Origin of the sequence: Mesotoga sp. Brook.08.YT.4.2.5.2. (genome assembly GCF_003351125.1) — a bacterium.
Taxonomy (GTDB): Bacteria; Thermotogota; Thermotogae; order Petrotogales; family Kosmotogaceae; genus Mesotoga.
This window is the reverse complement of record NZ_JPGZ01000040.1, coordinates 172,850-194,920: the sequence shown is the minus strand read 5'-3', so window position 1 is coordinate 194,920 and position 22,071 is coordinate 172,850. Positions and strand designations below refer to the sequence as shown.

Annotated in this window: 21 protein-coding genes; 13 read left to right on the top strand and 8 right to left on the bottom strand. The window is 45.5% G+C overall.

The features are described from left to right. The first annotated feature begins 138 nt into the window (after positions 1–138). Positions 139–591, top strand: a complete 453-nt coding sequence (gene mscL / locus Q502_RS11165; RefSeq protein WP_099829951.1) for a large conductance mechanosensitive channel protein MscL — start codon at positions 139–141, stop codon at positions 589–591. A 147-nt stretch (positions 592–738) separates the two neighbouring features. Then, positions 739–2,382, top strand: a complete 1,644-nt coding sequence (locus Q502_RS11160; protein ID WP_099829949.1) for a S8 family peptidase — start codon at positions 739–741, stop codon at positions 2,380–2,382. Positions 2,383–2,428: 46 nt separating this feature from the next. On the opposite strand, the gene Q502_RS11155 is transcribed toward Q502_RS11160, so the two are convergent. From Q502_RS11155 to Q502_RS11130, 6 genes are all read right to left on the bottom strand, one after another. Beyond that, positions 2,429–2,872 carry an OsmC family protein gene (locus Q502_RS11155; protein ID WP_099829948.1) on the bottom strand — a complete coding sequence of 148 codons (444 nt, stop codon included), beginning with the start codon at positions 2,870–2,872 and terminating at the stop codon, positions 2,429–2,431. 391 nt (positions 2,873–3,263) lie between these two features. Beyond that, positions 3,264–4,652, bottom strand: a complete 1,389-nt coding sequence (cysS, locus tag Q502_RS11150; RefSeq protein ID WP_099829946.1) for a cysteine--tRNA ligase — start codon at positions 4,650–4,652, stop codon at positions 3,264–3,266. Between the two features lie 31 nt (positions 4,653–4,683). Next, positions 4,684–5,937: an adenylosuccinate synthase gene (locus tag Q502_RS11145; RefSeq protein ID WP_099829945.1), complete on the bottom strand. Its 1,254-nt coding sequence runs from the start codon at positions 5,935–5,937 to the stop codon at positions 4,684–4,686. A gap of 4 nt (positions 5,938–5,941) precedes the next feature. Next, a complete protein-coding gene (gene purB / locus Q502_RS11140; RefSeq protein ID WP_099829943.1) occupies positions 5,942–7,240 on the bottom strand; it encodes an adenylosuccinate lyase in 1,299 nt (432 codons plus the stop codon). A 370-nt stretch (positions 7,241–7,610) separates the two neighbouring features. Then, positions 7,611–8,255 (bottom strand): hypothetical protein, encoded by a 645-nt coding sequence (locus Q502_RS11135; protein WP_099829942.1) that lies wholly within the window; start codon positions 8,253–8,255, stop codon positions 7,611–7,613. A 44-nt stretch (positions 8,256–8,299) separates the two neighbouring features. Then, positions 8,300–8,743 carry a CGGC domain-containing protein gene (locus Q502_RS11130; RefSeq protein ID WP_099829940.1) on the bottom strand — a complete coding sequence of 148 codons (444 nt, stop codon included), beginning with the start codon at positions 8,741–8,743 and terminating at the stop codon, positions 8,300–8,302. A gap of 137 nt (positions 8,744–8,880) precedes the next feature. On the opposite strand from Q502_RS11130, the gene Q502_RS11125 reads away from it, so the two are divergent. Beyond that, complete coding sequence (locus tag Q502_RS11125) at positions 8,881–10,212, top strand: MATE family efflux transporter (protein WP_099829938.1); 1,332 nt, start codon at positions 8,881–8,883, stop codon at positions 10,210–10,212. Between the two features lie 78 nt (positions 10,213–10,290). On the opposite strand, the gene pepV is transcribed toward Q502_RS11125, so the two are convergent. Both pepV and Q502_RS11115 read right to left on the bottom strand, forming a co-directional pair. After that, positions 10,291–11,676, bottom strand: coding sequence for a dipeptidase PepV (pepV, locus tag Q502_RS11120; RefSeq protein WP_099829936.1), 1,386 nt, complete (start codon positions 11,674–11,676; stop codon positions 10,291–10,293). A gap of 11 nt (positions 11,677–11,687) precedes the next feature. After that, positions 11,688–12,692: a mannose-1-phosphate guanylyltransferase gene (locus tag Q502_RS11115; protein WP_243392323.1), complete on the bottom strand. Its 1,005-nt coding sequence runs from the start codon at positions 12,690–12,692 to the stop codon at positions 11,688–11,690. Positions 12,693–12,925: 233 nt separating this feature from the next. Between Q502_RS11115 and Q502_RS11110 the strand changes: the two genes are divergently transcribed. The 10 genes from Q502_RS11110 to Q502_RS11065 are packed head-to-tail and all read left to right on the top strand — an operon-like array spanning position 12,926 to position 22,061. Next, positions 12,926–13,306: a hotdog fold domain-containing protein gene (locus Q502_RS11110; RefSeq protein ID WP_099829992.1), complete on the top strand. Its 381-nt coding sequence runs from the start codon at positions 12,926–12,928 to the stop codon at positions 13,304–13,306. Further along, positions 13,299–14,123 carry a 3-keto-5-aminohexanoate cleavage protein gene (locus Q502_RS11105; protein ID WP_099829933.1) on the top strand — a complete coding sequence of 275 codons (825 nt, stop codon included), beginning with the start codon at positions 13,299–13,301 and terminating at the stop codon, positions 14,121–14,123. Before Q502_RS11110 ends, Q502_RS11105 begins: the two co-directional genes overlap by 8 nt. Continuing rightward, positions 14,120–15,151, top strand: a complete 1,032-nt coding sequence (locus tag Q502_RS11100) for a zinc-binding dehydrogenase (protein ID WP_099829932.1) — start codon at positions 14,120–14,122, stop codon at positions 15,149–15,151. The genes Q502_RS11105 and Q502_RS11100 overlap by 4 nt, the downstream gene beginning before the upstream one ends. Before the next feature lie 9 nt (positions 15,152–15,160). Beyond that, entirely contained in the window at positions 15,161–16,429 is a 1,269-nt protein-coding gene (ablA, locus tag Q502_RS11095; protein ID WP_099829930.1) for a lysine 2,3-aminomutase, read from the top strand. Then, a complete protein-coding gene (locus Q502_RS11090; RefSeq protein WP_099829928.1) occupies positions 16,426–16,836 on the top strand; it encodes a MaoC family dehydratase in 411 nt (136 codons plus the stop codon). The genes ablA and Q502_RS11090 overlap by 4 nt, the downstream gene beginning before the upstream one ends. Next, the gene (locus Q502_RS11085) at positions 16,833–17,837 is read left to right on the top strand and encodes a hypothetical protein (RefSeq protein ID WP_099829927.1); all 1,005 of its coding nucleotides are present in this window, start codon (positions 16,833–16,835) and stop codon (positions 17,835–17,837) included. Before Q502_RS11090 ends, Q502_RS11085 begins: the two co-directional genes overlap by 4 nt. Further along, complete coding sequence (locus Q502_RS11080) at positions 17,834–19,207, top strand: MutS-related protein (protein ID WP_099829925.1); 1,374 nt, start codon at positions 17,834–17,836, stop codon at positions 19,205–19,207. The genes Q502_RS11085 and Q502_RS11080 overlap by 4 nt, the downstream gene beginning before the upstream one ends. Then, the gene (locus Q502_RS11075) at positions 19,204–20,766 is read left to right on the top strand and encodes a lysine 5,6-aminomutase subunit alpha (protein WP_099829923.1); all 1,563 of its coding nucleotides are present in this window, start codon (positions 19,204–19,206) and stop codon (positions 20,764–20,766) included. Before Q502_RS11080 ends, Q502_RS11075 begins: the two co-directional genes overlap by 4 nt. After that, positions 20,759–21,535 (top strand): OAM dimerization domain-containing protein, encoded by a 777-nt coding sequence (locus tag Q502_RS11070; protein WP_099829921.1) that lies wholly within the window; start codon positions 20,759–20,761, stop codon positions 21,533–21,535. Before Q502_RS11075 ends, Q502_RS11070 begins: the two co-directional genes overlap by 8 nt. A 49-nt stretch (positions 21,536–21,584) precedes the next feature. Next, positions 21,585–22,061 (top strand): diacylglycerol kinase family protein, encoded by a 477-nt coding sequence (locus tag Q502_RS11065; RefSeq protein WP_099829919.1) that lies wholly within the window; start codon positions 21,585–21,587, stop codon positions 22,059–22,061. Positions 22,062–22,071 lie beyond the last annotated feature (10 nt).

The following is a 22,071-nucleotide window of genomic DNA, read 5'->3' as shown; positions in this document are numbered from 1 at the left end:
ATGCAGAGTCTAATTTTAATAATGGTGTTGGTGAGTAGATCAAAACGAACCGCTTATTAAGAGTGTTTTGGACTTTGCTTTTGGAATTAAACCAGATTATAATGTTTCCATAACTTCACAGTAGAGGGGGTGAGTGGTGTGTGGAAAGAGTTCAAGAAGTTTATCAGTCGCGGCAGCGTCATTGATCTTGCTGTTGGTATCATAATCGGTGGTGCGTTTCAAGTAATTGTGAGATCTCTTGTAGACGACATACTGATGCCAATTCTCGGTCTATTCACAGGCGGCATTGATTTAAGCAACCTATTCATAAACATATCAGGGGAATCTTATGCAACACTCGCAGAGGCAAAAGCGGCCGGTGCAGCAACTATAAACATCGGTCTTTTCATCAACGCGATTATTAATTTCATTATTCTCGCTTTTGTTATCTTCTTGATTATAAGAGCAATCAACAAAATGCGGGACAGACTGAAGAAAGAAGAGGCTCCGGCTGCACCAACAACCAAGACCTGTCCTTTCTGTCACACATCGATTCCTATCGATGCAGTGAGGTGTCCTAACTGTACATCTGAACTTGGAAAGAAAACTTGAGATAATAATTAGCAAAAAGCGGCCTAGCGGCCGCTTTTTTTTGTTTGCGTGTTTCCATTCGTGGTTGTTATCTAAATCGATTTGTCAAATGAATACAATGCTTCAGAGATGATGGTACAATCTTTCTATCTAGATCCGGAGGTTCAGATGCTGCTTAGGAAATTTTTCGCGCTCTTGATTACGCTTTTTATTGTTCTTTGTTTTTCGCTAACGGGATGCATCAAACCCGAGGTTTATTACTCTCTTTCAGGTCAGGTCATTCCTTACTTTCCAGAAACTCCAGTTATCGATAATTTTCAAAGAACTGCGGCATATTCTCCCACGTTTTCCGCTAAAGACATTGAGCAGGGTTTCCTGAGTAATCAATTTGTTGTCCTATTTGATAGAGGGTTTAATTCAGGAATAATCTCAGGCGTTTCTGGACTAGAGATTCTTGATGAGTTCTATTCAAGAGATGGGTCTCTTGGCTATGCAGTTGTGAAAACAAACGATCCATCTTCGTTGTATGGCATTGAAGGAGTTAAATCAATCGAGCCGGAAAAGATTTTCACTCTTCAATCCGAGGAGAGTGTCCCCAACGATCCGTTGTATCCCTATCAGTGGAACTACCCGATGATTCAGATGCCTCAAGCCTGGACAATTGCAAGGGGATCGTCAACGGTTGTTGTAGCTGTTATTGACTCGGGCGCTAGGCTGGATCATCCGGATTTAGAAGGTGTCTTTCTTCCGGGATACGATCTAATAAACGGTGATGATGACCCTACAGATTACGATCCCGTTAAATCCCATGGAACCCATGTTACAGGTACGATTGCTGCAAGAACAAACAATTCTCTCGGGGTTTCGGGGATTACATGGGGAGAGCACCGCACAATTATGCCAATCAAAATTTTCGAAGAAGGAAAAACCACTGATGACATACTCGCTAGAAGCATCATCTTCGCGGTTGATCACGGAGCAAAGATTATAAACATGAGCCTTGCAGGACCGGACTCTCCGGTTGTTGCAGCAGCCATCCAATACGCATCGGAAAATGAAGTCTTGATGATAGCTGCCTCAGGCAATTACTATTCCTCAAGGCCATATTATCCGGCTTCCTACGAAGAAGTACTATCAGTAGGCGCAGTCGACAATACGATGCAAAGGGCAAGCTATTCGAACTACGGAGAACATCTTGACTTTGTCGCTCCGGGAGGTTCGTCATCCTCACAGATATTGAGCACGGGATACTCGTTTGGCGAGGGAAACACTTATTCCGCTATGTCTGGCACTTCGATGGCGGCGCCACATGTAACGGGGCTTGCGGCTCTCTTGATGGCACAAGGTTACGCAGGCAGAGATTCTTCTGGCGAAGAGATCATCAGGAAGATCCTTCGGGAAACGGCCCTTGATCTGGGAGATCCGGGATGGGATCAGTACTATGGATACGGCCTTATTCAGGCATGCGATGCTCTAAATTTCGACGAAGAGCGGAGACCTCTCTTGGTCCAAATCCTCTCCACTTCGGGTGAGGTTCTGAAGGAAGCCGAAGTTGAGGCAGACGGTTCATTTTACGTAAGCGGACTCACGGAAAATTACATCAAAATAAGGGTCTGGAGAGATTTCAATGGAAACAAAGAGATCGACAAAGGCGACCTCCTGGGCTATTACGGCTTCTCTGGCTCCAGTGCAACTACAACCTGGCACCCGGAAATTGAGAACGCCGTGACTCTATCTTTTTTCAGCAGCGGGCATAATGAGCTCGAGACTCCGGTCCAGTTCTTTCCGGTCAACGAATCGTCCGGTTATTAGAATCTGAAAGGGCTCCTCTGAAGGAGCCCTTTCAGATTTATCAGACCTATGTAAGCTCTTTTGCAACCACCCTTACCGGTGTAGAATTTCCCAGGTTGTCAGTGACTGGGCAACGGTCCTCCACAGCCTCGACCCATTTCTTTAGCGTCTCTTCATCTGCGTCGGTATCAAACTTCATCTCTGCGGTTATCTCCTTGTAACCCGCTCTGTCTTCATACGATTTGCCAAACAATCTGGCCGGGTTCAGCGGGCCATAAACATCGATCTCCAGCTTGTCTATTTGAAAGCCCATCTCATTTGCTACAAGATGTCCGACTACATTCAAACAGCCGGCCAATGCGGCCAAAACATACTCGACAGGATTGGCACCCTTATCGTCACCACCGAGATTTGGTGGCTCATCAACTATCATAGTAAAATTCCTTGCCTTTACGGCAACTCGCGTCGGACTTTCCGAAACTGCTCTCACTCTGAAATTCGCATCTGGCATACAAATACCTCCTAATTTGTTATATCTTTCACAAATATTCTAACAGCATGGAGATTCTTCTCAGTTAAGCCGATATAAATTATCAGTTAAATACCCGCAATAATGGCGGACCAAGTCTTCAGAAAGGCAATGAACAGAAGTCCTTTGTCATTTACCTATTGGTTCTGAGTTCATAAACTGAAGTATTGATATCGTACGATATGGTACGGATGGACAGATCGTTGTTTGAAGCGAAAACCATGAAGAAAACCGAACCTGTAATAAAAATCTTCTTCACAAGTCAAAAAACTCTGCTTGAAGACAGATCTTAGGCCAAGATCCTACTGCAAACGTGACATCGAGAAGCGTTGAATTCACGGAAAACTCTTCATCTACCGGTATTCGCTGCGATTCACTTCTTTCTTATTTTGTATCCGTCTCTTTCGTCTAGAACTTCATATCCCTTTTCAGAAATCAGTTTCCTCAGTTCATCTGCTTTCTTCCAGTCCTTGCCCCTTCGAGCCTGATCTCTCTGGTTTGCAAGCTCTTCTACTTCTTCGGGAATTACCTCAGTTTCGATTTCGGAAAGACCTAGTCCAAGAACTCTGTCGAATTCGTTGATCAATGAGAGCTTTTCGCCAGGACGGAGATCCTCGCTGTCTACTACCTTCCACAAAACAGCGAGTGCCCTGGGTGTATTCAGATCGTCGTTTATTGCTTCATGAAATTCATTCAGAAGCACTGAATTGAGTTTACTAACAGGTGCTTCTGATCCCTTCAATTCTCCTATCTTAGTTGTAAGCCTCTTCATGGCGCTTTTCGCTCCATCGAGAGCCTCGAGTGTGAAAGCCAGCTGCTTCTTATAGTGAGCTCCCAGAAGGTAGTATCGATACTCTGCAGGATCGTAACCCTTGTCGATCAGCGTCTGCAAAGTAATGAAGTTGCCCAAGGATTTGGACATCTTCTCCCCCTCGCCGATGACGAGGAATTCAGAATGGAGCCAGTAATTAACCCATTCATGACCGAAAGCGGCCTCGCTCTGGGCAATCTCGTTTGTGTGATGAATTGGAATATGGTCTATGCCGCCCGTATGGATGTCGAATCTTTCACCGAGGTACTTCGAAGACATCGCAGAACACTCGATATGCCATCCCGGAAAACCTCTGCCCCACGGAGAGTCCCACTGCATTGCATGGCTATCGTACTTGTATCGAGTAAACCACAGGACGAAATCAAAGGGGTTTCTTTTATAGGGATCGCTTTCCACTCTAGAACGCGTATTGTCCTCGTCAAGCTTAAGCCTTGCCAGCTTTCCATAGTCCGGCAGTTTCGAAGTGTCGAAATATACGTTTCCACCAGCGACATATGTGTATCCGTTAGATTCTATCTTGCGTATCATGTCAATCATGTCGTCTATGTGCCTGGTTGCCCTACATGTGACAGTTGGGAAGATGATGCGCAATCTCTTCAGATCGTCGAAGAAAGCCTCGGTATAGAAGTCCACTATCTCCCAGACGGTTTTCCCCTCGCGTCTTGCACCGGCTTCCATCTTGTCCTCGCCTTCATCCTCGTCTCCGGTCAAGTGGCCCACATCAGTAATATTCATGACATGATTGACCTTGTACCCGTTGAAAAGAAACATCCTTTTGAGGGTGTCGGCAAAGACGTACGCCCTCAGGTTACCAATGTGAGCGAAGTTATAAACAGTGAGTCCACAAGTATATATGCCCACCTCGCCTTCCCTTAACGGCTTGAAGACTTCCTTTCTTCGTGACATCGTGTTCGTGAGTAGTATTTCCATTCTCTGCCTTCCCTCCTTCCCCAAAACCGGGCTATATGTTCATTATAAGATCGTTCCTGGTTTTCATCTCTTCAGTTTTCGGCCCATATGAGATGTAGTCAATCTCGACACCCGTTTCTCTTTCGATAAAAGTCATGTACTTCAGGAAGTTTATGTGATCAGTAACGGGCCATCCACTAACAGTTTCGTAAATTGGTTTTGCTCTGAAGAAATCATACGAAGTGGAAGGCAATTCCTTTACGACTCCATCGACATCATACGCCACACAGACTTTCACTTCATCCAGTCCGTTCAGTACGTCTCCTTTCGTAATAACGAGGCCCGTTAGACCAGACCTGATTTTTGCATATCTAAGAGCGGGAAGATCCAGCCAGCCTATCCTTCGTGCTCTACCTGTTGTTGCGCCGAATTCCTTTCCTCTTTCCCGCAGTAGCTCACCTACCCCGGAGGCCTCTTCTGTCGGAAAGGGGCCGGCTCCTACCCGAGTTGTGTAAGCTTTGAGAACCCCGTAGACACCGTCTAGTTCAAAAGTAGAGAAACCTACCGAGGATACTCCATGAGCCATACACGCCCCGGATGTCACAAAGGGATATGTGCCAAAATCCAGGTCCAGAAGAACACCCTGAGCTCCTTCAAACAAGACGGAAGTACTCCTGAAGACTCTATACATATCTACCGCACTTGTGAAATTGACGCTGAGCCTTTCAAGCTCAGCTCTAAAACCTTGCAGATAGACCAACATTTCCTCTATAGAGACAGCGAAATCCCTGTTATACTTGCTTCTCTTCATGTGATATATCGCTTCGAGTCTTTGTCTCAAGAGTGCCTCGTCAAAGAGGACGAAGAGCTTCAGCCCCTCTCTCGATGCCTTGTCGGTATAAGCGGGTCCTATACCTCTTCCCGTTGTGCCGATCGGTACCTTGCGCATCTTCTCAAGCAAAAGGTCTTCCTCTTTGTGCCAGGGAAGAACGATAAAGGCTTCGGGATCAAGATAGAATCTACTGGAGATGCCCGGGAAATCTCTTTCCAGGATTTTCAGTTCCTCAATCAACTGCCCGACATCTATTACCATCCCTGCACCAAGAAAGCCCTTTGAATCAATCACAGGATTTATCGAGGGCAAAAGATGATTCACATACTTTTTATCCCCAACATAGATCGTATGACCGGCATTTGCGCCACCGGAAAACCTTACTATCCACTCAAAATCCCTGGAAAAGTAATTGACAACCTTTCCTTTTCCTTCATCGCCCCATTGGGCTCCAACAACGGCCAGTTTCTTCACTCGGTCAACCTCCATTAAGAACTCTCTCAAATACGCAATTAACGTTTCTCAAAAAATAATCAGGATTGAAAAGTCTTCCAATCTCTTCTGAATTCATGAGCCCTGTGATCACTTGATTAGTCAGAACCAACTGTTTGAAATCAAGATTGCCGTTCCAGCAATCCATTGATAACTCCTGTACCAACCGGTAAGCTTCCTCTCTCGACATGCCCTTTTCGATCAAGGCCAACATGACCCTCTGGGAGAAAACAAGGTTTCTGGAGGCCTTGAAGTTTTCTCTCATTCTTTCGGGATAGATAACAAGATTGCTCACAAGATAAACAGACTTCTCAGCCATATAATACAGAAGCAGTGTCGCATCCGGCAGGATTACTCTCTCTACACTGGAATGGGAGATGTCCCTTTCATGCCAAAGGGCGATATCTTCTAGTGAAGCACCTGCGTAACTTCTTATCAAACGCGCCATACCGGTGAGCCTTTCACATATAATGGGATTCTTTTTGTGAGGCATAGCGGAAGAACCTCTCTGCCCCTTCTTAAATGGCTCTTGAACTTCCAGGACCTCTGTTCTCTGGAGATGCCTGAACTCCACAGCCATTCTCTCTATTGAAGAGGCCGTAATTGCCAGCGCCGAAAGAAACTCGGCGTGTATATCCCTCGGGATGATCTGGGAGGAAACAGCGGTCGGCCTCAGACCGAGCTCGCCCAGAGCAATACTCTCGATCTCCGGCAAAATATTAGCGTAGTTTCCAACGGCTCCACTCAGTTTCCCAACTGAGCAACCATCTATAGCTACGTTCAAGCGAAGGATCGCCCTCTCTATTTCAACAAAGAACGATAGAAACTTCAGCCCAAACGAAGTGGGTTCAGCATGTATGCCGTGAGTCCTACCCATACATACTACATCTTTATAGGCAACTGCTTTTTCTTTCAGTGCTCTCGAGAGCTGTTCCAGAGACCCGACAATAAGGCGCCCGGACTCTCTAACGGCAAGCGAAAGGGCAGTGTCCACAACATCGGATGATGTTAATCCAAGATGGAAATAACGGGCTTCATCCCCCATTCCCTGTGTCACGAACTTTATGAAAGCAATGACATCGTGATCTACTTGCTTTTCAATTTCGGCAATCGCTTCCAAATCAATTCTTGCTGCGGACTTCATCTTTTCAAGTGTTCCTTGAGGAATTCGCCCTGTCTTCTCATAGGCATTGACGACGGCCAGTTCCACTTCGAGCCATCTCTCATACTGGGCTTCCAGTTCCCAAAGTTCTTTTAGGGGGGAAAGCGCATATCTCTCTATCATAGTCTACCTCCCATCCAACAGATAATAGTTTACATCAAACCGTCTGCCATTGTTTTTCATATGTGTCATTCCAATGAAAAAGGTTATGGTCAAATCGGAACAGATATGAAGAGAATTGGGAACCGCGTCCGTCTGGCTTCTGCCGGGATTTGACAAAAGCAGACTGGTTATCATATCCGAAGAACCAACTCAGAATGAGATAGGAAAGTGAAGCTTCTAATGGGGGGGCCGTCTCTAAGAGTCAATAAATCAGCCTAACGGCCCATTCAAATACGGCGCTGACTTCTTCACCTTTTGAGATCACAAAGTCAATTATCTGGTCGGCCGTTCTTGGCAATCTGAGAAGGTAATCCCCAACTCCACTCTGCTCTTATATTGCAGTTACACCTCTAGCCTCTCCTCCAATAGCCACTCTTGCAGATGTAAAGCCTCCTATCGCGTAGTTTCTGGCAATAGCTGCTCCTCCCACTGCAAAATCATAAGAAACCGCAAGGCCCCCGCCTGCTAGATACAACGCAGTTGCCAATCCGCCAAATGTAGAGAAAAGACTGGCAGACAATCCACCCAGAGAAAGCTGAAGAGAAAGCGCTACCCCTCCAAAGCTGAAAAGTCCGATTGAAACTCCACCAATGGCCAACACTCCGATTGCCACATTCACGACTGCAATGATGCCTTTTGCAACTCCAAACGGACGCGTATTAATGTGGATGAAAGGCAGGCCTAAAACAGTTGCCTTAGAAATAAATTCATAACCGGCGTGGCCTCCGATACCGCAAGTCCGAGAAAACCTCGTGCGAACCTGAGGGTAAGTCGATTTCCTCTCTTCTATAAATTCTCTGGCATACGAAGCGGGGTTTCCCAGCACTTCAAAAGGATCCCCTTTACCGCTGTCGAAGACCTTGTTTTGGATATCGTAGTTCATTTCTCTTCTAATTTTCTCTTTCGATTCTCTGTCGGCACTGATAGTGCTCAGTGCGCTTCGAATATACTGAGAGATTCTTTTCTCACTAATCATCTCTTCCCCCGGTTTCAGGCCCGACAAGATCGGGAGATTCCGGATCAGTCATACGCCTTCATTATCTCCCTATCCTCTTTCATCAGGTGTTCCGCTTTTTCATACATGTCTGATTTCTCCCAGAATGAAAGCTTCTCGTGGGCGGTGAGATATTTCATTGGTATGGGATGAGTCCCAATCACGACTGGAATCTCATAGTAACTCTCAATGAACTCCTTGAATTGACTTAGTCGTGGACAAGGTGGATAACCCACCACCATTCCAGTTGCGAGATGAATTACTTCGGCTCCGTTCTTGATCATTTCTTGAGGCACGTATTCTACATTTCCCCCCGGACAGCCTCCACAATAAGAATAACCGACAAGAACCAGTTCTTCTTCATCAGGATAAATGGAAAAACCACCCACATGTTCTCTCATTGCTCTGAGACATTTCCCTCCCCCACAACTCTGATACCGACCACAAATGATTATTCCGATTTTCTTCACAGAGACACCCCTTTATAATGCGAAATACTTATTATCATCATTATAGCAACTTATGGTGCTTTTGCTTCTTCGGTCGTACTATTGCCTATCTCGAGAAATAGCTGTATAATTCAACGGTTCAATTTTTGGAGGTCGATATGAAGGATTTCACTAGGCGAATGCTTTCCATTGCGATACCTATAACACTTCAAAATCTAATATCTACCGGCCTCAATCTCATTGACAACCTTATGATTGGACAATTAGGCACAACCGCAATAGCTTCCGTGGGTCTGGTGAATCAGGTGGTCTTTATTCTCAATATTCTCACCTTTGGAGTTTCTAGCGGAGCCGGAATATTCGTTTCGCAGTACTGGGGAAAAAGAGACGAAAAGAACATCGAGAAGACGCTCGGGCACATTCTCTACATTACCATGGGAGCCGCCGTTGTATTCTTTGTGCTGTTGTTCTTTTTCCCCGAAAGAGTATTAATGATCTTCACTACCGATACTGAAGTAATAAGAACCGGCGCGACATATGCAAGGCCAGTAGCCTTTTCAACGTTCCTGACATCATTTTCTTTTATTATCGCGATGGCTTTGAGAACAGTGGAAAAAGCCAGAATCCCTATGTATGTAAGTCTTGTCGCTCTGTCGATCAATACAGTGGTGAACTACGTGCTGATTTTTGGTTTTGGACCGATCCAACCTCTAGGTGTTTATGGAGCATCACTAGCAACTCTCCTGTCAAGATTTGTGGAGTTCGTGATTTTTGTCAATATTGTCTTGCGAAGGAAAACCCCTGTAAGGCTTTCTAAATTCGCCTTCAAGTTCGAAGCTCCTTTTTTCAAAAGGCTTATGAAATATGCTACTCCAGTGATAGTAAATGAGTTTTTGTGGAGCCTGGGCATTACAATGTACTCGCTTGTTATGGCAAGAATGGGTACTGAGTTTATAGCTGCCAGGAATATATCCAGCACCATCGAAAACTTCGGGTTCGTCATTTTTGGCGGATTAGCTTCAGCGACAGTTGTCATGGTAGGAGCAGAACTGGGAAGAAATAACTTCACTCAGGCAAAGTATAACGCAAAGAAGCTGCTTCAGCTTACTGTGATGACCGCAGTGGCAACCGGCCTCATCATCATTCTGCTTTCGAGGATCATCGTGAATTTCTACAATATAGATCAGGGACTCAAGAATATTGTCCTAACCATAATTATCATTGTGGGCATCTCCCAGCCAATCAAAATGTTTAATGCAGTGAACATCGTTGGAGTTCTCCGAAGCGGAGGAGACACCAGAGCAGCTATGATCATCGAGATTGCATCGCTTTGGGGAGTGGGAATTCCTCTTGTGGCCGTCACCGGACTGGTACTGAAATGGCCGCTCACTCTCGTCTACGTCGCGATGATGATTGAAGAACTCTTCAAGGCAATTCTGGGAGTCAGAAGGACTTTGACATGGAAGTGGCTGAAAAACGTTGTTGATTAGCAGCATCCGGGATCAAAAAAAGGCCGAGTAACAATTTCTTCGGCCCTTGATTGACTTGTCACGCAAGCTGCTTCTTACTCAGGTCTGCAAAAACCTAAGGAATAGCTGAGCGTAAATTCTTGCCACAAGAAGAACATCTTCAATCGATATCCTTTCATTTGGCTGATGGGCCAGTTCAACGTTTCCGGGCAACAAAGCTCCGAAAGCCACGGCATTTGGCACTGCCCGGGCATATGTTCCTCCACCAATAGCTATCGGTTCTTCATCATTTCCCGTCACTTCCTTATATACTTCTCTGCACATCTTTACCAATTCCGATTCGGGAGATACATAAAGCGGCTTCTGGTGATGAAAGCTTTCGACCCGGAATCCATTGAAAACCTCTTCAATCTGCGATCTTATCATTGCTTCATTGAAGAAAACGGGGTATCTGATATTAATTACAAGCTTCAGGACTCCGGCTTGAAGCCTGAGAGTTCCCATATTGAGAGTCAATTCTCCAGACATCGAATCCCTTCCGGAAATTCCTAACGATTCGCCATAGAATTCGTAACCAATCTTGTTTCTTATTGTACTCAAAAGCCTCTTCATCTCAGAATCTTCCAGAGGAAGCTCCGCGAGAAGATCTACCAGAGCTGCCAATGCGCTCTGCCCTTTATTTGGGGTGGATCCGTGAGCGGAGACTCCCGTTATCGAAATCTCAACTCTTCTATCCGACTTATTTATCTCTAGTTTAGTATTATTTTTCGGTGAGAAGGAGCGAATTTTCTCTAGAATCTCGTCGTCTGCACCCCTGAGAACTACCTTTGCTGACGAAGCAACCATGTTTGGTGCTTCTCCGGCAGTCAAGTTCTCGATTACCAGCCCTTTCTCTCTACTGATGGCAGGTGCTGAAATCCCGTAATTCACTATTCCTTTCTCCGCAAAAATCACAGGAAAAGCGGCATCGGGTGTCACAGAAAAATCTGGGATTTCTTCGTGCTTGACATAGTACTTCATACACTCCCAGCCAGTTTCTTCGTTTGTTCCGAAAATCAGCCTAATCCTCTTGGAGGGCTTCTTAACATAGTTCTTTACTGCCTTGAGAGCATAAAGTGCTGCAATCATAGGGCCTTTGTCATCCTGAGTTCCTCTTCCCCAGATCTCTCCGTCCTTCACCAGGCCGCTGTAAGGTGGAACTTCCCAACCTTCTCCTTCTGGAACTACATCAAGGTGACCAAGAACACCGAAAGTCTCGCCCAATCCATAATCTACTATGCCTACATACCCATCGGCGTTCCTTGCCTCAAAGCCTAGCTTCTGCGCCAGCTTGATAGTTTGATCAAGCGAATCCCTTACTCCTTTGCCAAAGGGACCGCCATCCACCGGAGTATCCTGAACCGACTTGATTTTAATTGAATCGGATATTGATCTTACCAGTTCCTCCTTCAGGGAAATCACAATTTCGTCAAGTTTTCTATCCACTTTTCTCCTCCTTACACTATTATCTCTTTTATTTCCTGTGACTCTCCTCTTTTGCATAATAGAGTTCCCTCACTACTCGCCACCAAAATATAGCCATCAATGCCGGATATTGCCAGCTTCTTCTGTGTGTGATTGATCAGCAAACAGTTTTTCACCTCTCTTGTTGAGAATTCTCCTTCAATTGCGTTCCCGTTCTTGTCTTTAATTAGCAAATCATAAACCGCATCCCAGGACCCTATGTCATTCCAGTAGAAATTCCCCTGCACAGTAACAACTCTAGAAGACCTTTCCATTAGACCGTAGTCAATCGAAATCTTCGGAAGTCTCTCATAGATCTCTTCGATTTCTTCGGGCCTGTCTTTGATCTCGCAGATTACAGAAAATAGATCGGGGAAGTTCTCTGAGAGCTCTGAATCAAAAACGCTCTTCCTCCAAACAAACATCCCCGAATTCCAAAGAAACCTGCCTGACCGAAAATACTGCTGAGCAGTCTCGTAGTCAGGCTTTTCGTGGAACTTCTTCACCGCATAGACCTCATCGTTTTCATCAACCACATTCCCCCTCTCTATGTATCCATAGCCTGTGTAGGGATGTGTGGGAGTTATTCCTATAGTAACAAGCGATTCGTGAGACTCAGCAAATCTGATCGCCGTCCTTAACGTCTTCAGAAAATTCTCTTTATCTCTTATTACGTGATCTGCGGGAACAATAACCATAGTGTCTTCGGGAGAAAACCTACTGCTCCCGAGAGCGATGGCGGGAGCAGTGTTTCTTCTCATCGGCTCGAAAATCACATTTTCACTCGGGAAGAGAGGCAGATAGTACTGCATAAGAGGATATTGCTCTCTTGTAGTAATTATGATTGTCTCGTCGGTAAGCTCCTCCATTCTTTCGATAGTCTCTTCAATCATCGTTTTGTTTGACCCAAACTTGTGAAATTGCTTGGGTCTTTTTTTTACGCTAACAGGCCAAAGCCTTTCCCCTATTCCCCCAGCCATTATTAGAGTCTTGACCATGCACATCTCTCCTTCCCGATAGATCCGATATCTATAGCATACCAGAAAGGTAGAGCTTTACCCGGCAAAGGCGGAGAGGTAATTTTTCGGAAAAATCGTGTATAACAGAATAGAAAGAGAGACATAGAAAGTATTGTTCGACCCTGTACGCTTCTAATTAGCGCCGGCGAGCTTTGATAAAGTTACAGTTTGAAGGCAAAATAAATGAAGGAGGTGTTGTTTTGGAAAAGACGATGGTTAGAGTGAGAATGAGTCTTCATGATGCTCATTACGGGGGAAACCTTGTTGATGGAGCAAGAATCCTTCAGATGTTCGGAGACGTGGCTACTGAGCTCTTGATTAAAAGCGATGGCGATGAAGGGCTTTTCAAAGCCTATGATAACGTTGAGTTTCTCGCTCCCGTCTACGCAGGGGATTACATTGAAGCAACAGGGGAAATTGTCTCTAGAGGCAACACCTCTAGAAAGATGACATTTCAAGCCTTCAAAGTTGCTCAGGCAAGACCTGATATCAATGATTCCGCGGCTGAGAGCCTTTCTGAACCTGTCCTAGTATGCAGAGCTAGTGGTACATGCGTAGTACCCAAGAACAAGCAGAGGAAAAACGATGGATAAGTTGATAATCACTGCAGCTCTTACCGGTGCAGAAGTCACGAAAAAACAACAACCGGCGCTACCGGTTTCTCCTGAAGAAATCTCGGAGGCAGCATACGATTGTTTTCTCTCAGGAGCGAGCATTGTCCACGTTCACGCAAGAGACTCGTCTGGAAAGCCCACACAAGATCGTGAAATCTATAGAGAAATCATGGAAAGAATCAGAAGCAAGTGCGATCTGATATTCCAGCCATCCACCGGTGGAGCAGTATGGCATAAAGTGGAAGAGAGATCTCAACCTCTTGAGATCAATCCGGAGATGGCGACCCTCTCTGCCGGAACGTGCAACTTTGGAGATGATGTCTTCTTCAATTCAGAGAAAACAATGGAGTATTTCGCTCTGGAGATGAAAGAGAAAGGAATAAAGCCTGAGATAGAGGTATTTGAAAGAGGCATGATAGAAAATGCTCTACGTTTGCAAAAAAAAGGACTGTTAAGAAGCCCAATACACTTTGACTTTGTTCTTGGTGTTCCGGGTGCCTGCCCAGGGAATATCGAAGACCTGATTCACATGGTTAACAATATACCGACTGACAGTACCTGGACCGCAGCAGGAATTGGTAGGTATGAGCTCCCTTTGGCAACAGTTGCCATCCTGATGGGAGGACATGTTAGAGTGGGATTTGAAGACAATATCTACTATAGAAGGGGAGAGCTTGCGGTTTCTAACGCTCAGCTGGTGGAGAGAGTAGTGAGAATCGCAAAAGAGTTGGGCAGAGACATAGCAGCTCCTAACGAAGCAAGAGAAATACTTGGAATTAGGAGGAAAGATAAATGAAGGGATGCCCATTTGGGAGCCATAGAGTTATTGAGCCGCTCGGATTTCTCCCTCAAGCAGCGAGAAAAATTGACAACTCAGAGGATCTTTATGACAATGAAATCTCCGTTGATGTGGAAACCCTTAACGTTGACTCCGCTAGTTTCACCCAGATGAGAGAAGCTTGCAAAGACGATGAATTGGGAATCGCTGCCATGATAATCGATATAGTCAACAATAGGGGGAAGCTTCAGAATCCAGTTACAGGCTCAGGAGGAATGCTAATTGGTCGAGTCTCGCGGATAGGAGAAGCCCTTAAAGACCGTAAATTAGAAGTTGGCGACAGAATTGCCTCACTTGTTTCGCTATCCTTGACGCCGCTGAAAATCGAGAGGATTCTGAAGGTGCATCTCGAAAAAGATCAGGTGGATGTCGAAGGGAAGGCTATACTGTTTGAGAGTGGGATATACGCAAAACTGCCATCAGATATTCCCGCTAAGATGGCCCTTGCAGTTCTGGACGTTGCGGGAGCTCCGGCGCAAGTCGACAAGCTTGTGCAGCGTGGTATGAGTGTAGCAATACTTGGGGGTGGCGGAAAATCCGGAGTGTTATGTTGCTACCAAGCGATGAAGAAATGCGGTGACTCAGGAAAAGTGATTGTAGTAGAATATTCTGAAGAAAATGCGAAGAGGATCCGAGAGCTTAACCTTGCCCATGAGGTAGTTATTGCAGATGCAACAAAGCCTCTTGAAGTTTACAATAAGATTCACGAACTGACAGCAGGTAAGCTCTGTGATGTGGTAGTAAACAATGTGAATGTTCCCAACACTGAGATGAGCTCGATACTCGTTACCAAAAACGAAGGCATAGTTTATTTCTTCAGCATGGCCACCTCCTTTACCAGAGCGGCCCTAGGAGCAGAAGGTGTCGGGAAGGATATTACCATGATCATCGGGAACGGGTACACCAAAGGCCACGATGAGCTTGCGTTGGACATTTTGAGAGAATCAGACAGTATTAGAAGGCTTTTTCAGAAGCTATACATTTGAGGTGGAGCAATGCGAGATTACAGGGAAATTCCAATGTGGAAAGAGGTTACTACTGCTCAATGGAGTGACTGGCGCTGGCAGGTTGCCAACAGAGTGAAGTCGGTTGAAGGTCTGAGGCAGATCATTGAGATCACCGAAGAAGAGGCCCTCGGAATTGCCGAGTGCCTTAGAACACTTCGAATGTCAATTACACCGTACTATGCAACTCTCATGGACCCAATCAATCAAAGATGCCCGATAAGAAGGCAGGCAGTTCCCACGGACAAGGAACTGAGAATCGACAGATGGGATATGATTGACCCACTTCATGAAGATGAAGACTCTCCGGTTTCGGGACTCACTCACAGATATCCCGACAGGGTCCTCTTTCTAATTACAGACCAGTGCTCGATGTACTGTAGGCATTGTACACGACGAAGATTTGCCGGTCAACTCGATAAGCCAAGAACGAGAAAGGAAATTGACGATGCACTTGAATACATTAGGCAAACCCCAGAGGTAAGAGATGTGCTGCTCTCCGGAGGAGATGCATTGCTTGTAGGAGACGAATATCTCGAGTACATTCTTAGCGAGCTGAGAAAGATCCGCCACGTGGAGATAATCAGAATTGGCACCAGGACACCTGTCGTTCTTCCCCAACGAGTGACTCCCGAACTTGTAGAAATGCTGAGAAAATACCACCCGATTTGGATTAACACTCATTTCAACCATCCACTGGAGATCACTCCCGATTCTACGAGAGCATGCGAAATGCTCGCTGATGCAGGAATACCGTTGGGAAATCAATCCGTTCTCCTTCGAGGAGTGAATGATTCCCCCTACATAATGATGGAGCTCGTACACCAGCTTGTCAAAATACGAGTTAGACCCTATTACATATATCAGTGTGACCTCTCACAAGGCATCGGCCATTTCAGAACTTCCATAAGGAAAGGAATAGGAATCATGGAGTCTTTGATTGGAAATACTTCGGGACTATGCGTTCCAACGTTCGTGGTCGATGCCCCTGGCGGAGGCGGTAAGATTAGAGTGATGCCCCAGTACAACATCTCCGAGTCAGATAGAGTAGTCGTTCTAAGAAATTATGAAGGAGTAATCACCACGTATCATGAGCCGGAGGATACTTCCAGCGACGTTGATGACAGTCTCTATAAAGAGAAATACGAGTTTACGGGTGTCTCCGACCTTCTTTATGGAAATTCCATGAGTTTCGAACCCACGACCCTTCAGAGAAGAGAAAGAATTAAGAAGTGGAAAGAAAAGAAGGTGAAGAAATGAGATTTCGAGATTTCTATGAAGGCAAAAGTTTCTCTACAAAGAGAGTGATCACAACAGCTATGGTAGATTCATTTGCCGAGTTGACTGGCGACAAGAATCCTGTTCATACTGACGAAGAATTCGCGAAAAACACACGTTTTGGAAGGAGGATAGCTCACGGGATGCTTTCTGTAGGAATCATCTCGGCCATCCTTGGAAATGACTTTCCTGGACCGGGTTCTATCTACATGAAACAAGAAGTCAAGTTCTTGAAGCCAATCTTTTTGGAAGAGGAAGTGAAGATCACTATCGAAATCCTCGAGAAAAACGAAGAGAAAAAGAGACTACTGGTTGGTACAACTGTCGAGAAGAGCAATGGAGAGAAGGCAGTTGACGGCGAAGCATTGCTGCTCTTCACTGGAGAATGAGACCTCCCATCAGCGTCATAGAATTAACCGATGGAATTGAAACAGTATCCGTGATCGGCCTGGAAAAGAACACCGGTAAGACGGTCGTACTTAATCGGCTGTTGAGAGAGTTTAGAAAAGAGGGAGTCTCTGTTGGACTGACATCAACGGGACTTGAAGGTGAGAAGATAGACCAGATTTTCCTGAATAAAAAGCCCGAGATCAATGTCAGTAAAGGCACTTATTTCGCAACATCCGAGAAGGACTTCCACAACCGACGGTTTTCCGCCACTGTGTTAGACCTGAGGGATTACAGATCCCCTCTCGGCAGAACGGTCTTCGCAAGAGCAGAGACTGCTGGCGAAGTAATAATTTCGGGGCCATCTATTCTGGACTATCTGTGCGAAACTGTAAAGACGTTGAAATCCTATGGCTGTGATAAGGTTCTTATAGATGGTTCTACATCGAGACTTAGCCCCGGAGCTCCACGAATATCGGACGGATTAATCCTTGCAACCGGTGCCGCTCTGTCGATGAACTTAGAAGAATTAGTAAGAAAGACACGTTTTGCGGTGAAGCTGATCTCTCTTCCCGGTGCAGAAAGAGAGCTCCGAAATCGCCTACTCCCCCTCGAGATCGGTGTATGGATAGATGATAATGGGGTCTTTGAAAGACTATCCTCCTCATCCTTGACAGCATCGTACTCAAGCACAGATACTGTGGGGAAAACAATCTACATAAACGGATCACTGACATCTTCCGTTTTGCTTCGTCTTGCAGAACCCGGAACGAGAGTAGTAATTAGAGATTTTTCATGTATTTTCGTTGACGAACAGACTCTCGTGAAGTACGAAAGATCCGGAGGAAGACTTGAAGTTGTTTATCCAGCCAATCTCATCGCGGTAACGGTGAACCCTTATTCGCCAACAGGTTTCAGTGTCAAGTCAAGAGAGCTTGTAGAAGCCCTGGAGAAGTTTGTCAGTGTTCCCGTAATCGATGTTCTGGAGGAGACGGCAAATTGAAATACCTTGACTGCGGATTTGAATACATAATCTCTCTCATTGAGCCAATAACACCTATTGGAAGAGAGGCGCTGCGCAACCTCACCTTTCTTACCACCAGAAAGTCAATAGAAGAAATTCACAGAAGGCAAGAGGAGATTCTCAAGAAGGAAGAGATCGTACCTTCACTTAAGCGAATTTTATCAAGGATCCGGGATGTTAGGGGGACAATCTCAAACCTCTCCGGTGGAAATTTGCTTGAGGATATAGAGCTCTTTGAAATCAAGAGCTTCACTTACTGGTGCGAAAAGCTTAGGGAAGAACTAGGCACTTGCGGCTCATGGATGCAACTCCCATGCCTTTCGCCCGTATTTTCAATTCTAGACCCTGATAATTCCCAAACAGAGAGCTTCTATATCTCCAATAACTTCGACGATGCACTCGGTGAGGTTAGGGAGGAGCTTCACAGGTTACAGCGAATAGGTGGAGAACATACCAAGAGTCTTGATGAACTTGTTCAGAAGAACTTCGAGATTGAGAGGAGGGTGAGAGCCGATCTTTCGGATAGACTAAGAGAGTATCGTGACGTCCTCGAGGAAGCGATTAACAAGACCGGAAACATAGACCTAGTAATCGCTCTCACCGATCTGAATAAGAAGCTAGGCTTGAGGAAACCAGAAATCTCTTCTGGAGAGTATGAGTTCGAAGACCTCTTCAATCCAGAGATATCCGAGAGCCTCAGAAAAAAGGGGAAGGAGTTCCAGCCATTTTCAGCAAACTTTGGACGAAAGGTTGTCATCGTTGGCGGTAACATGACCGGGAAATCCGTTCTTCTCAGGAGTGTCGCTCTTCTTCAAACAATGTTTCAGTACGGTCTCTTTGTTCCTGCAAATAAAGCTTTTATTCCCGTGTACGAGTCGGTGGTTTATTTCAGCGGGGACAAACAGTCTTTCACCGATGGTCTGTCGTCGTTTGCGGGAGAAATTCAACACCTGAAAGAAGCAATCGAGATAGTTCAAGCGGAAATCGCGGGCCTGTTCCTGTTCGACGAGATCGGTCGGAGCACTAATCCTGTTGAAGGTCCCGCTTTCTTGATAGCCTCTGCCGATTATCTCGGTCGCAACCCCAAGTGCCGCTCCATTTTCACATCTCATTACGAGGAGGCACTCCAAATCAACTCCGCCCAGTTATTTATGATTAAAGGTGTTGATCACCACAGAATTGAAACCGAAAGAGACAGGGAGATTTCTTACTACGTTGACCACTCACTTATAGAAATGAGGGACAAAGTAATCTTTCCGAAGGAGGCTATTGCAATCGCCCGTATTATGGGACTTGACAAAAAATTCATAGAGCTGATAAAAGGCAATATCGTGGGAGGCTGTGAATGAAAGGAAAACTGAACTTAGACTGGAATAAAGTAGAAGAAGCGCGGAATTACTCTCGAAAGATAGCTGATGCAGTGCACAATTTCGTCAACGAACATACTACAGTTAGTGTAGAGAGAGCAATATGTAGGCTTCTCGGGATAGATGGAGTCGATGAGTACGGTGTTCCAATGTCAAACGTAGTTGTCGATCACCTCAAATCCGCGAACCTATTAAGCGAAGGCGCAGCATACGCAATAGGCAATGCCATACTCGTAACCGGTCTCTCTCCACAGAGAATTGCTGAGGAGATCTCACATGGCAGACTTGACCTGAGAAGTCTCGGTTACCGACCTGAAGTCGAAGTCTTTGGAGCTATCGACGGTTTAGTGGAAGAGACAGTTGAGAAGATTCGCTTGAATCGAGTTAAGCGCGACTCTCTTATACAGGAACTGGGTGAAGGCAAGAAACCTTATCTCTATGTGATAGTAGCAACTGGAAACATTTATGAGGATGTGGTTCAAGCAAGGGCGGCAGCAAGGCAAGGCGCCGACATAGTAGCAGTAATCAGATCGACGGGGCAGAGCCTTCTGGATTATGTCCCCTTTGGACCGACAACGGAAGGTTTCGGTGGAACATACGCCACTCAAGAGAATTTCAGAATAATGCGGTCTGCGCTTGATGAAGTTGGAGAAGAAGTAGGAAGATATATCAGGCTCTGTAATTATTGCTCCGGACTTTGCATGCCGGAAATTGCGGCAATGGGAGCTATTGAAAGACTTGATGTCATGCTGAACGATGCCCTTTACGGTATCTTGTTCAGAGACATAAACATGAAGAGGACCATAATCGACCAATACTTTTCAAGGGTCATTAATGGATTCGCCGGAGTAATAATCAACACCGGTGAAGATAACTACCTGACTACTGCCGATGCCTATGAAGAAGCCCACACGGTACTGGCTTCCCAGTTCATAAACGAAAGGCTGGCATTAATGGCAGGTATTCCCGAGGAACAGATGGGTCTTGGGCACGCTTTTGAAATGGATCCCTCAATAGAAAACGGCTTCCTGTACGAACTTGCTCAAGCGCAGATGAGCCGGGAGATATTTCCGAAGGCGCCACTGAAATACATGCCTCCTACAAAGTTCATGACAGGAAACATCTTCATGGGTTACGCTCAGGATACTCTTTTCAATGTGATTTCCATCATGACTAATCAAGGCATTCAACTCCTTGGAATGCTTACTGAAGCGATTCACACTCCCTTCATGAGCGACAGGTACCTTGCAATTGAAAACGCACGGTACATATTCAATAACCTGCGAAATCTTAGTGATGAGATAGTATTCAAAGAAGATGGCATAATCCAGGAAAGAGCTTCCAGAGTGTTAGATGAAGCCGTGGATCTACTGAAGGAAATTCAATCAGTAGGTTTGTTTGAGACACTAGAGAAGGGGACTTTTGCAAACATAAAGCGATCACTCCACGGCGGAAAAGGACTGGAGGGAGTCGAAAAAAAGGGAAACAGCTACAGGAATCCATTTATCGAGAAGATGCTTGGAGGGAGTTATGATGGATAAAAACTCATACAAAAAGAATGAACTTCCTGCTGCAGTAGATCTCACCAGGATCACTCCCTACGGAGACACGATGAACGACGGCAAAGTTCAGCTCAGCTTTACTCTTCCTCTACCTGGAGGTCCCGAGGCCGATGAGGCTGCCAGATTATTGATGCGAAAGATGGGCCTAAAAAATCCTCAGATCTCATTTTCAAGAGAGATGACGACCGGATTCACTTTTTTTGTAGCATACGGAGAATCCTCCCATTCAGTTGACTACACTTCTATTAGAGTTCCCAAGATAGCAATGGAGAAACTGTCTATGGAGGAGATCGACAGGTTCATTGAAGAGCGGATAGGGAGAAAGGTAGTTGTGGTTGGAGCTAGCACAGGAACGGACGCTCACACTGTTGGCATTGACGCAATAATGAATATGAAAGGCTTTGCAGGTCACTATGGGTTGGAACGATACAGGAACATAGATGCTCACAATCTAGGTAGCCAGGTCCAAAACGAGGAGTTGGTAGCAAGGGCAATTGAACTAAATGCCGATGCTATTCTGGTATCTCAAACTGTAACTGCCAAGAACGTTCATCTGAAGAATATGACTGCCCTTGTGGAGCTTCTTGAAGCGGAAAACATTAGGAAGAAGATCGTTTTGGTGGCAGGTGGAGCAAGAATAACTCATGAACTGGCAAAGGAATTGGGATACGATGCGGGATTCGGGCCAGGCACTTTTGCTGAAGATGTAGCAAGTTTCATTGTCCACAAACTCGAGTCTGTGGTCTGATAACTTGTGATAGAATCTACCATCGTAGCTTAAGCGGAGGTAAGGTGTTTTGAATACGCTCGTAGTAGTTAATCCAAATGCCAGTCATGGTCAAGCAGGCCGTGAGTTTGAAAGCTACATCTCCGAACTGATTCGCGAAAAACTTGGTGATTATGACCTACACATAACGACGGGTATAGGTGATGCTCTGCAGTTTGTGGCTCTTAACAGCGGCTACGAGAGAATAATAAGTGTTGGCGGAGACGGGACTCTGAATGAGGTCATAAACGGAATGAAAGCTGGCAATTCGGGAGCTTCTATCGGCATAGTCGCCGTTGGCTCAGGGAATGATCTCGCGAGAGCCATAAACCTTGAACAAGACTACAGAGAAATGGTGAAAATAGCATCTGGAAAGAGAATTCGCGAGATCGACCTGCTAAGGGTAAACTTCAAAGATTTCAACGGCACTAATTCAACTAGATATGCAGTAAACGTTGTTGGAGCAGGTTTCGATGCGGCAATCACTAACCTGAAGTTCCCGAACTGAGCAAGCAAGA

Bases quoted from the DNA above. Each gene is read 5' to 3' on its own strand.
- Q502_RS11155 (WP_099829948.1), bottom strand. From the start codon at position 2,872: ATGCCAGATGCGAATTTCAGAGTGAGAGCAGTTTCGGAAAGTCCGACG.
- Q502_RS11070 (WP_099829921.1), top strand. From the start codon at position 20,759: ATGGATAAAAACTCATACAAAAAGAATGAACTTCCTGCTGCAGTAGAT.
- Q502_RS11135 (WP_099829942.1), bottom strand. From the start codon at position 8,255: ATGATTAGTGAGAAAAGAATCTCTCAGTATATTCGAAGCGCACTGAGC.
- Q502_RS11125 (WP_099829938.1), top strand. From the start codon at position 8,881: ATGAAGGATTTCACTAGGCGAATGCTTTCCATTGCGATACCTATAACA.
- Q502_RS11090 (WP_099829928.1), top strand. From the start codon at position 16,426: ATGAGATTTCGAGATTTCTATGAAGGCAAAAGTTTCTCTACAAAGAGA.
- Q502_RS11075 (WP_099829923.1), top strand. From the start codon at position 19,204: ATGAAAGGAAAACTGAACTTAGACTGGAATAAAGTAGAAGAAGCGCGG.
- Q502_RS11100 (WP_099829932.1), top strand. From the start codon at position 14,120: ATGAAGGGATGCCCATTTGGGAGCCATAGAGTTATTGAGCCGCTCGGA.
- Q502_RS11160 (WP_099829949.1), top strand. From the start codon at position 739: ATGCTGCTTAGGAAATTTTTCGCGCTCTTGATTACGCTTTTTATTGTT.
- purB (WP_099829943.1), bottom strand. From the start codon at position 7,240: ATGATAGAGAGATATGCGCTTTCCCCCCTAAAAGAACTTTGGGAACTG.
- Q502_RS11105 (WP_099829933.1), top strand. From the start codon at position 13,299: ATGGATAAGTTGATAATCACTGCAGCTCTTACCGGTGCAGAAGTCACG.
- Q502_RS11110 (WP_099829992.1), top strand. From the start codon at position 12,926: ATGGTTAGAGTGAGAATGAGTCTTCATGATGCTCATTACGGGGGAAAC.
- ablA (WP_099829930.1), top strand. From the start codon at position 15,161: ATGCGAGATTACAGGGAAATTCCAATGTGGAAAGAGGTTACTACTGCT.
- Q502_RS11085 (WP_099829927.1), top strand. From the start codon at position 16,833: ATGAGACCTCCCATCAGCGTCATAGAATTAACCGATGGAATTGAAACA.
- cysS (WP_099829946.1), bottom strand. From the start codon at position 4,652: ATGGAAATACTACTCACGAACACGATGTCACGAAGAAAGGAAGTCTTC.
- Q502_RS11115 (WP_243392323.1), bottom strand. From the start codon at position 12,692: ATGGTCAAGACTCTAATAATGGCTGGGGGAATAGGGGAAAGGCTTTGG.